The following is a 7,940-nucleotide window of genomic DNA, read 5'->3' on the forward strand; positions in this document are numbered from 1 at the left end:
AATGTGTGCTTGTCTGTCCGGCAAAGGGGTTTGAGTCGTGATGAAGGCTCTGGTAGCATGGGGGGTTGACGCGGGTTGAGAATGGTCACGCACCCGCCACCAAGACTCGACTGCATGAGGAGAAAATGCCATGGCGGACACCGACGGGACTCAGGACATCCACGACTATCACCTTGATATTCCTGTAAAAAACAGGCCGTTTCACCTCAAGGGCTGCCACGCCCTGGATTGGGGCATGCAAAACCGCCTGGCCAACATTTTCGATGCGGTGTCAGGCAAGACCGTGATGCTGGCTGTGGACCATGGCTACTTCATGGGGCCCACCACAGGCCTGGAGCGCATGGATGTCAACATTGTACCCCTGTTGGCGCATGCAGATACCCTCATGTGTACCCGTGGCATTTTGCGCAGCACGATGCCCTCAACCTTCAGCCGTGGCGTGGTGTTGCGGGCCAGCGGCGGTCCCAGCATTCTCAAGGAACTCTCCAACGAAGAGATTGCCATGGATGTGGAGGATGCCATCCGGCTGAACGCCTCCGCCATGGCCGTGCAAGTCTTTATCGGGGGTGAGTTTGAAACCCGCTCCGTACACAACATGACCCGGTTGGTGGATATCGGCAACCGCTATGGCATGCCCATTCTGGGCGTCACCGCCGTGGGGAAAGATTTGGTGCGAGACGCCAAATACATGCGCCTGGCCAGTCGGATCTGCGCCGAATTGGGCGCCAGCTATGTCAAAACCTACTTTGTCGAAAAGGGGTTCGAGACGGTGGCCGCATCTTGCCCGGTACCCATCGTCATCGCCGGCGGCAAAAAAATTCCGGAGCTGGATGCCCTGCGCATGGCCCACAACGCCATCCAGCAAGGCGCCTTGGGAGTGGATATGGGGCGCAATATTTTCCAGGCCGACGCCCCTACCGCCATGATCCTGGCCGTGCGCAAGGTAGTCCATGAAGGGGTCAGACCCGAAGAGGCCTTCAACTACTACAACTCCCTGAAGGCTAAAAAATAACTTGCCAGTTCAGCATCTTTTTAAGAAAAGGCCTGAACATGAAAAAGACCTGAACATGGAAGCCTTTGTCAGGGCTTCGCCCCGAACCCCACCAGGAGGAAGGGCGCAGCCCTTCCTCCTGGATCTCCATCCCAGTCCTTCAGGCGTTTTTTTGGATCCCTCTCCTGGCGATCAGATCATCAAGGAAGAACCATGCACAATCTTTGGTCGGAACAGGATGCCCGCTCCAGTGTACAAACCTGGGGCTCCCAGCACGGTGAAGCTCTGGCCCTGCGCACCTATGCCAGCCGCCTGCTCGGTCAGGAGAACCGTCTGGTGCTGCACGGTGGTGGCAACACCTCGGTCAAAACCACGCTGCCGGACCTTTTGGGACGGGATCGACCGGTCCTGTTTGTCAAAGGGTCAGGTTTTGATCTGGCAACGATCCATCCAGAGGGGCATGTCGGCCTGGAGTTGGACGCTCTGCGTCCATTGCGAGCGCTGGAAACCATGACAGACTCTGCCATGGTCAACGCCCTGCGCACCCGTGCGTTGACTGCGGAGGCTCCGGCTCCCTCCATCGAGGCTTTGCTGCACGCCTTCCTGCCGCCCCGGTTCATCGACCACACCCACGCCGATGCCATCCTCGCCCTGACCAACCGCACCGATGCCGCTCATGCCATCCGGGAGGCCCTTGGGGAAGCGGTGATCGTGCTCCCTTACGTCCATCCCGGTTTTGCCTTGGCCAAGGCAGCCGATGCCGCCTTTGCCGCCCATCCTGGCTGCCAGGGGATGGTCCTGATGCACCACGGTTTGATCACCTGGGGTGAAACAGCCGAAGCCTCCTACCATGCCACCATCGACCTGGTCACCCGAGCCGAGGCATGGCTGGAGCGGCAACGTCGGCAACCTGTGGTGACCTCCATGCCGGTGGATGGGACCGAAGCCCGTGAGCGCTATCGGGAAATCGCTCCCCGGTTGCGGGGAGTTCTCGCCTCTCCATCGGGCAATCCGGATCGTCCCCACCAACGGGTCATCCTGCGTGCCAGCCATGACCCTGCTATTCTGGAACTGCTGGCCGTTCCGGCAGGACGGGAGATTGCCGTCACGGTTCCCCTGACCACCGACCACCTGATCCGCACCAAGGCGTTGCCCCTGTGGTGTCCGGACACCAACGACCTCCCTGGCGCCGTGGCGGGTTATGCCCGGGCCTATGAGGCCTATTGGCAACGCCATGCCGCCCGTGCAGCCTCTGGAACCGTCCCCTTTGATCCCCTGCCCCGGGTTGTTCTCATACCGCAGGTGGGCGTTGTCTGTGTGGGATCTTCGGCCCGCGAAGCCGACGTGGCCCTGGATATCACCCGCAACACTCTGGCCGTCAAACGCCTGGTGAGCGAAGGGGGCAGCTATGCCGGATTGCCAGAGGACGCCCTCTTCGACATGGAATATTATCCCCTCCAGATTGCCAAATTGCGCCGTCATCCCCCTCGCCCGCTGGTCCGTACCGTGGCCATGGTGACCGGCGCCGCCGGCGCGATCGGTTCGGGCATCTGCCGGACCCTGCTGGCCAGCGGGGCCCATGTGGCCGCCACCGATCTGCCGGGTGGGCAACTGGACTCGCTGGTCGAGGCGTTGCGCACCGATTTTGCCGGAAGAGTCATCGGCGTCCCCATGGACGTGACCGATCCGGAAGGGGTGCGCCGGGCCTTTGCAGCCGTAAGTGAAACCTGGGGTGGTGTCGATCTGGTGGTGATCAATGCCGGTCTGGCGCACGTCTCCCTGCTGGCCAACATGGACCTGGAAGCCTTCCGCCGGGTGGCCCAGGTCAATGTTGAGGGAACCCTGAACCTTTTGACGGTTTTGGGGCCTCATATGCAACAACAGGGAACAGGCGGCGACGTGATTCTCGTCTCCACCAAAAATGTTTTCGCCCCTGGCGCCCAGTTTGGCGCCTACAGCGCCACCAAGGCGGCCTCGCACCAACTGGCCAGGGTCGCTGCGCTGGAGTTGGCGGAGCATGATATCCGGGTCAACATGGTTTCGCCCGACGCCGTTTTTTCCGATGGCGACCGCCGTTCCGGCTTGTGGGCCACCGTGGGGCCTGACCGCATGCGGGCCCGTGGCCTGGACGAAAAAGGTCTGGAGGAGTACTACCGCAATCGCAACCTGCTGAAGGCCCGTGTGACGGCAACCCATGTAGGCCGGGCCGTCCTCTATTTTGCCACCCGTCAGACCCCCACCACCGGAGCCACCATTCCCGTGGACGGTGGTCTGCCTGACGCGACACCGCGCTGATCTCCGCCCATGCAACCAAAGCACCCCCGTGCCCGGGAGTTTATCCAGAAGGGTTTATTCAACGACCTGACTTCGTTTACCCAATTGGAAGATCGCATCACTGTTCTGGTCGATCCCTGGGCGCAGCAGGCCGCCTTCGAGGTTTTTGCCGAAGCCTTCCTCGCCACCCGGCGTCTGGTTCTGGCCCGGGAGATCCACCCACGCCCCCCTGTGGAGCCTGGCGTGCCGGGACCGGATGGCCGTCTGGATACCCCCTGGGGAGACCGGATCGGTTATCGGGTCATCTTTCGCCCGGATCGCAAGTCTCCACAACGCAAGGATTTGGGATTTTTTCTTGAGGAGTCGCCTGAGGTCTGGTGGCAAAAACTGCTCTTTTGCAATGGCCCAGCCGAATTTCCCACGGCCTTGAACAATCGCCCCGATTTTTGGCGCATCGCCCGCACCGATCTGGAGCGTCTGGATGCCGAAGCGTTTCAAACCTTGCGCCGCTGGTTCATGGGGGGTGGTCTGCCTACCGAACGGGATCCCCTGCCACGCCATCAGGAGCGGATTCTGGCCAACTTGTCCGCCTCGACTCAGGAACGGATGACTCTGGTTTTGCCGGGATTGGCGGGTGACAACGCGCTGTTGCGCCGCCTTTGTCTGCAAAACAGCGGAGCGGGCGTCGTGCTGGTGCTGGTGCGATCTCTCTCCCGCATTCGCACGCTCATGCGGGCATGGCAGGAGCGGGGAGAGTGGTCCACCCTGGCCGTTCTGGCCGCCTCCCAGGAGCCCCTGCCGGGCCGCACTGCCGATCATCCGGCCTTGCGGCGGACCGATCTGGATTTTCCTCTACTGGACAAACCGGAGCCGTTGCGGCGTTTTCTTGGCTGGCGTTTTCATGGCACCCGGGTGCTTGTCGCCACGCACGCCTCCCGGCCCCTGCTGCGCGAGGCCATGGCGGGTCTCCCCCCCGCCCAGCTTGCCATTCTGGAAGATGCCTGGAATCTGGTCGGCCAAGCCGAAAAATCGGCGCTGGATCTTCCAGCTGACCGGCACCTTTTTTTGACACCCCTCCTCCGCCGACATGATCCGGAACAGCGCGACCGAGAGGGTGAGACCAGGCAGGTTTTTTCTCTGGAAGATGCGGCCCGCTTTGGCGCCATCCTCGAACCTCTTGCCGCCGATCCTCTGCCCAGGGATGAGGGGTGGCGTCCGATCAAGGTGGTCATGGTGGGGCTGGCCGATCCGTTCTCCCCTTGGGGTGATCTGCAACGGGCTTTGGGGGTCTGCGGGGTGCGCAAGGTGTTGACCTTCCATGACTCCACCGACGATGCCCGGGGCTTTGCCCGTCTGATTGGCGGCGATTCCGGCTGGCAGGCTCTCTACCTGGATGCCACCATGTCCGAAGCCCTGCAACAGCGCATTCTGACCAGTTTTCACGAGGCATCCACCCCTGTTCTGCTGGCCAGTTATCGTTCTCTCACTTCCGGGGCGGATCTTCCCCAGGCGGATGCGGCAGTCTTTTTTCCTTCGGTGCGCAAGGATGCCTGGGAGACCTGGACCACGGTGTGGGGGCAGTTCCGCTCCGCCAACAGGGAGAGAGAGACGCCGGGATGGTTGTTGCTGCCGGTGGTTTCCGGGCCATCCCTGGCCGAGGGGATCACGGCGGACACCATGCCTGGTTTCTGGCACATTCTGGAGACCATCCGCGATGTGGATGTGCGTTTGCGCAAACGTTTGCGCTACGCAAGAACCGAGCTTGGACGCACCGGATCCTGGGATCAGACCCCCCTCATGGAACACATGGGCCGTATTGACCCAGGTGGCGTTCCCGGCGATCTCTCCCCGGAATTGGCAAATATTCTGCTGCGCCGTCTGACCGTCGCCTGGGATCAACACTATGGCGCTCTCCTCACCCATCAAGAACGTCATGGTGATCTCACCAGCGAGGATCGTTGCGACGGCGACTTGCAGTCATGGATCAAAAATCAGCGGCTGCTCCGTAAAAAAGGGGGGATGGATCCGGAGCGCATCCAACTTTTGGATGATCTTGGCTTCATCTGGGATCCGGCCCAGGCGCGTTGGGAACAGATGCGGCAACGTCTTGTCCGTTTCAAAGAAAGCCGGGGTGATGCTCATGTCCCACCGGTCTGGACCGAAGATCCCGAATTGGCACGTTGGGTTGCGGAACAGCGTAGAAATTGGAAAAACAACTCCCTGGAGCCAGAACGGATCGCCGCTCTTGACCTGTTGAACTTTGTCTGGGATCCGGAAGCGGCCCATTGGGCCGAAATGCGACAACGGCTGCTCCTGTTTCGCGATCTGAACGGCCATATGGATCTTCCCATTCCCTATCCCGACGATCCGGCTTTGGCTGTCTGGGTGGCGGAGGTGCGTCGCAAATGGCGCAAAGGTGAGATCGATGCACAGGCCGCTGAGGATTTGACCCGTCTGGGTTTTGTATGGGATCCCGAAGCAGAGGCCTGGGAGAAGATGTTCGCCCACCTCGTCACTTGGCGAGAGAGTGCTGGACATGCCCGGATTCCCGACCCTTTCCCTGCCGATTTGCCCCTTGGTCGCTGGGCCGAGGAGCAACGCCGGGCCCAACGCAAAGATCGTCTGGCCGACACCCGGCGGCAACGCCTGGATGCTCTGGGATTTGTCTGGGATCTGGAAGCGGAAGCCTGGGAGAACATGTTTCATACCCTGGAGCGTTCTCTGCCCACGGAGGGACCGTTCCCCGATTCCTGGCCGGGACAACCGGAGCTTGCCGAATGGGTGGAGCGGCAGTGCCGCATGGGTAAAAGCGGACGTTTGGAGCCAACGCGGCAGGCGCGTCTGGATGCGCTGGGTTTTGTCTGGGATCCTGAAGTGCGCGCCTGGGAGAACCGATTTGCCACATTGGCAGCGTATCGCCAACGCCACGGCCACATGCACATTCCCAGGGAGTCCCTTGCCACTCCCGAGCTGGGAATCTGGCTGGTGGAGCAGAGAAAAAAACAGGCCCAGGGGCGTCTGGATCCGGAGCGTGCCGAACGCCTCACCGCCCTGGGTATCCTTTGGAACCCCGAGGAGGCCGAATGGGAAGGAATGTACGCCACCCTGCTCGCCTTCCAGAGGGAGCGCAACCATTGTGTCGTGCCCAAGGATTGGCCCGACAACCCGGCCCTGGCCCGTTGGGTCGCCCAACAGCGGCAAAGCAATCGCCGCGAGCAGCTCAGTCCGGAACGGGTTCAGCGTTTGAACGACATCGGTTTCACCTGGGATTCACGTGAAATCCTCTGGGAGGAGATGTTCGCCCTGTTGATGCTCTATCGGGAAAAGCATGGTGATTGCAACGTCCCGGATCCTTGGCCGGAAAATGCCGATCTGGCCTGGTGGGTCGGGGCGCAGCGCAAGGCTTATCAAAATGGCAACCTCAATCCCAAATGGGTGACCCGTCTCAATGCTGTCGGCTTTATTTGGGATATGCAGGAGGCTTTATGGCAGGAGATGCATATCGCCCTGACCACGTTTCACCGCCGTTTTGGTCATAGTCTCGTCCCACGCGCCTGGGCGGAACATCCCAAACTTGCCAGTTGGGTGGTGGCTCAACGTCAGGCCTATAAAGGCGGCCTGTTGCCCCAGAGCCACATAGATCTGCTCGAACCCTTGGGTTTTGTTTGGGATCCACAACAGGTGGTCCAGGAGGAGTTGTTTTTGGCCTTGCAGGCTTATAAACAACGCTTCGGCCATTGTGACGTGCCGATGGATTGGCCGGAAAATCCGCAACTGGGCCTTTGGGTGACCAGTCAGCGGCAAAGGCGGGCGCGTGGTGACCTGGAACCGGAACGGATCAAAAGGTTGGAAGAGATGGGGTTTCGGTGGGAACCATGACAGACAAACAACCACTCGGCTCCCGGCCAAAAATGGGGTCTTGGCGAATCGGGATCCGGGGAGATGCAGGTAATGCTCATGCGTCTCCCCTCATGGCATATTTTGGGTCAAAGCGTTGAAAACACTTTCAGGATGCCAAGGGTAGGTGGCTTGCAATCTAAACGATCAAAAAAATAAATGTAAAAAACAAAACAATCGAAGAAACACCAACAACCCAGCTAACCAATGACTCAAAATACTTTAAGTGGATATCATTTTCATATTCTGGCATTGAGTTCATGGATGATATCTTATAGACCCATTTCACAGGAAGTCTTACAACAGCATAAAGCAGCAGCAACCATAACAAATTGAATAACGATAGAATAATAAAACTCCATGACAGAGGGAAATCTAAAATCTTTGTCCATCCATAAAACGACATTGAAGCAACTGACATGAACGATGACGAAAGGAGAATCAACAAGGCCTTAAAATACCTCAGAACAATCCTTCTCAGATACAGATTATGTCTGACAAGAGAAACCTCCATTTTTGCGACTTCCGTGATCAAATCCCTATCATACCCACCCGACCCTACCATGGCCGTACAAAACTCTCCTAGTCTTGTCTTGTAATCATAGTCATATCTATCCCCAAAAATTGCCTTCAATCTATCCTCTTGACGACTTGCAGGATACAACGGCGTGGAATGCGTAGACTTTTTTGTTTTGTAAGGTAAGGCAAACCTGATCAACCCTTGGTAGTGTCCCAACTTGGTTTATCTGGTAGAATCCACACGAGGTTTCCATGTTGC

The 7,940-nt window shown here is 59.0% G+C and carries 3 protein-coding genes; all 3 read left to right on the forward strand.

Annotated features, from left to right (window positions below; all coding sequences use genetic code 11):
• Nucleotides 1-130 precede the first annotated feature (130 nt).
• The 3 genes from lsrF (at nucleotide 131) to HQL63_15195 (ending at nucleotide 7,144) form a co-directional block, all read left to right on the forward strand.
• The gene (gene lsrF / locus HQL63_15185) at nucleotides 131-1,012 is read left to right on the forward strand and encodes a 3-hydroxy-5-phosphonooxypentane-2,4-dione thiolase (protein MBF0178168.1); all 882 of its coding nucleotides are present in this window, start codon (nucleotides 131-133) and stop codon (nucleotides 1,010-1,012) included.
• A 192-nt stretch (nucleotides 1,013-1,204) separates the two neighbouring features.
• Nucleotides 1,205-3,286, forward strand: a complete 2,082-nt coding sequence (locus tag HQL63_15190) for a bifunctional aldolase/short-chain dehydrogenase (protein MBF0178169.1) — start codon at nucleotides 1,205-1,207, stop codon at nucleotides 3,284-3,286.
• Between the two features lie 9 nt (nucleotides 3,287-3,295).
• Nucleotides 3,296-7,144 carry a Helicase associated domain protein gene (locus HQL63_15195; GenBank protein MBF0178170.1) on the forward strand — a complete coding sequence of 1,283 codons (3,849 nt, stop codon included), beginning with the start codon at nucleotides 3,296-3,298 and terminating at the stop codon, nucleotides 7,142-7,144.
• The last annotated feature ends 796 nt before the right edge of the window (nucleotides 7,145-7,940 follow it).

It is taken from the genome of Magnetococcales bacterium, assembly GCA_015231175.1.
Classification (GTDB): Bacteria; Pseudomonadota; Magnetococcia; order Magnetococcales; family DC0425bin3; genus HA3dbin3.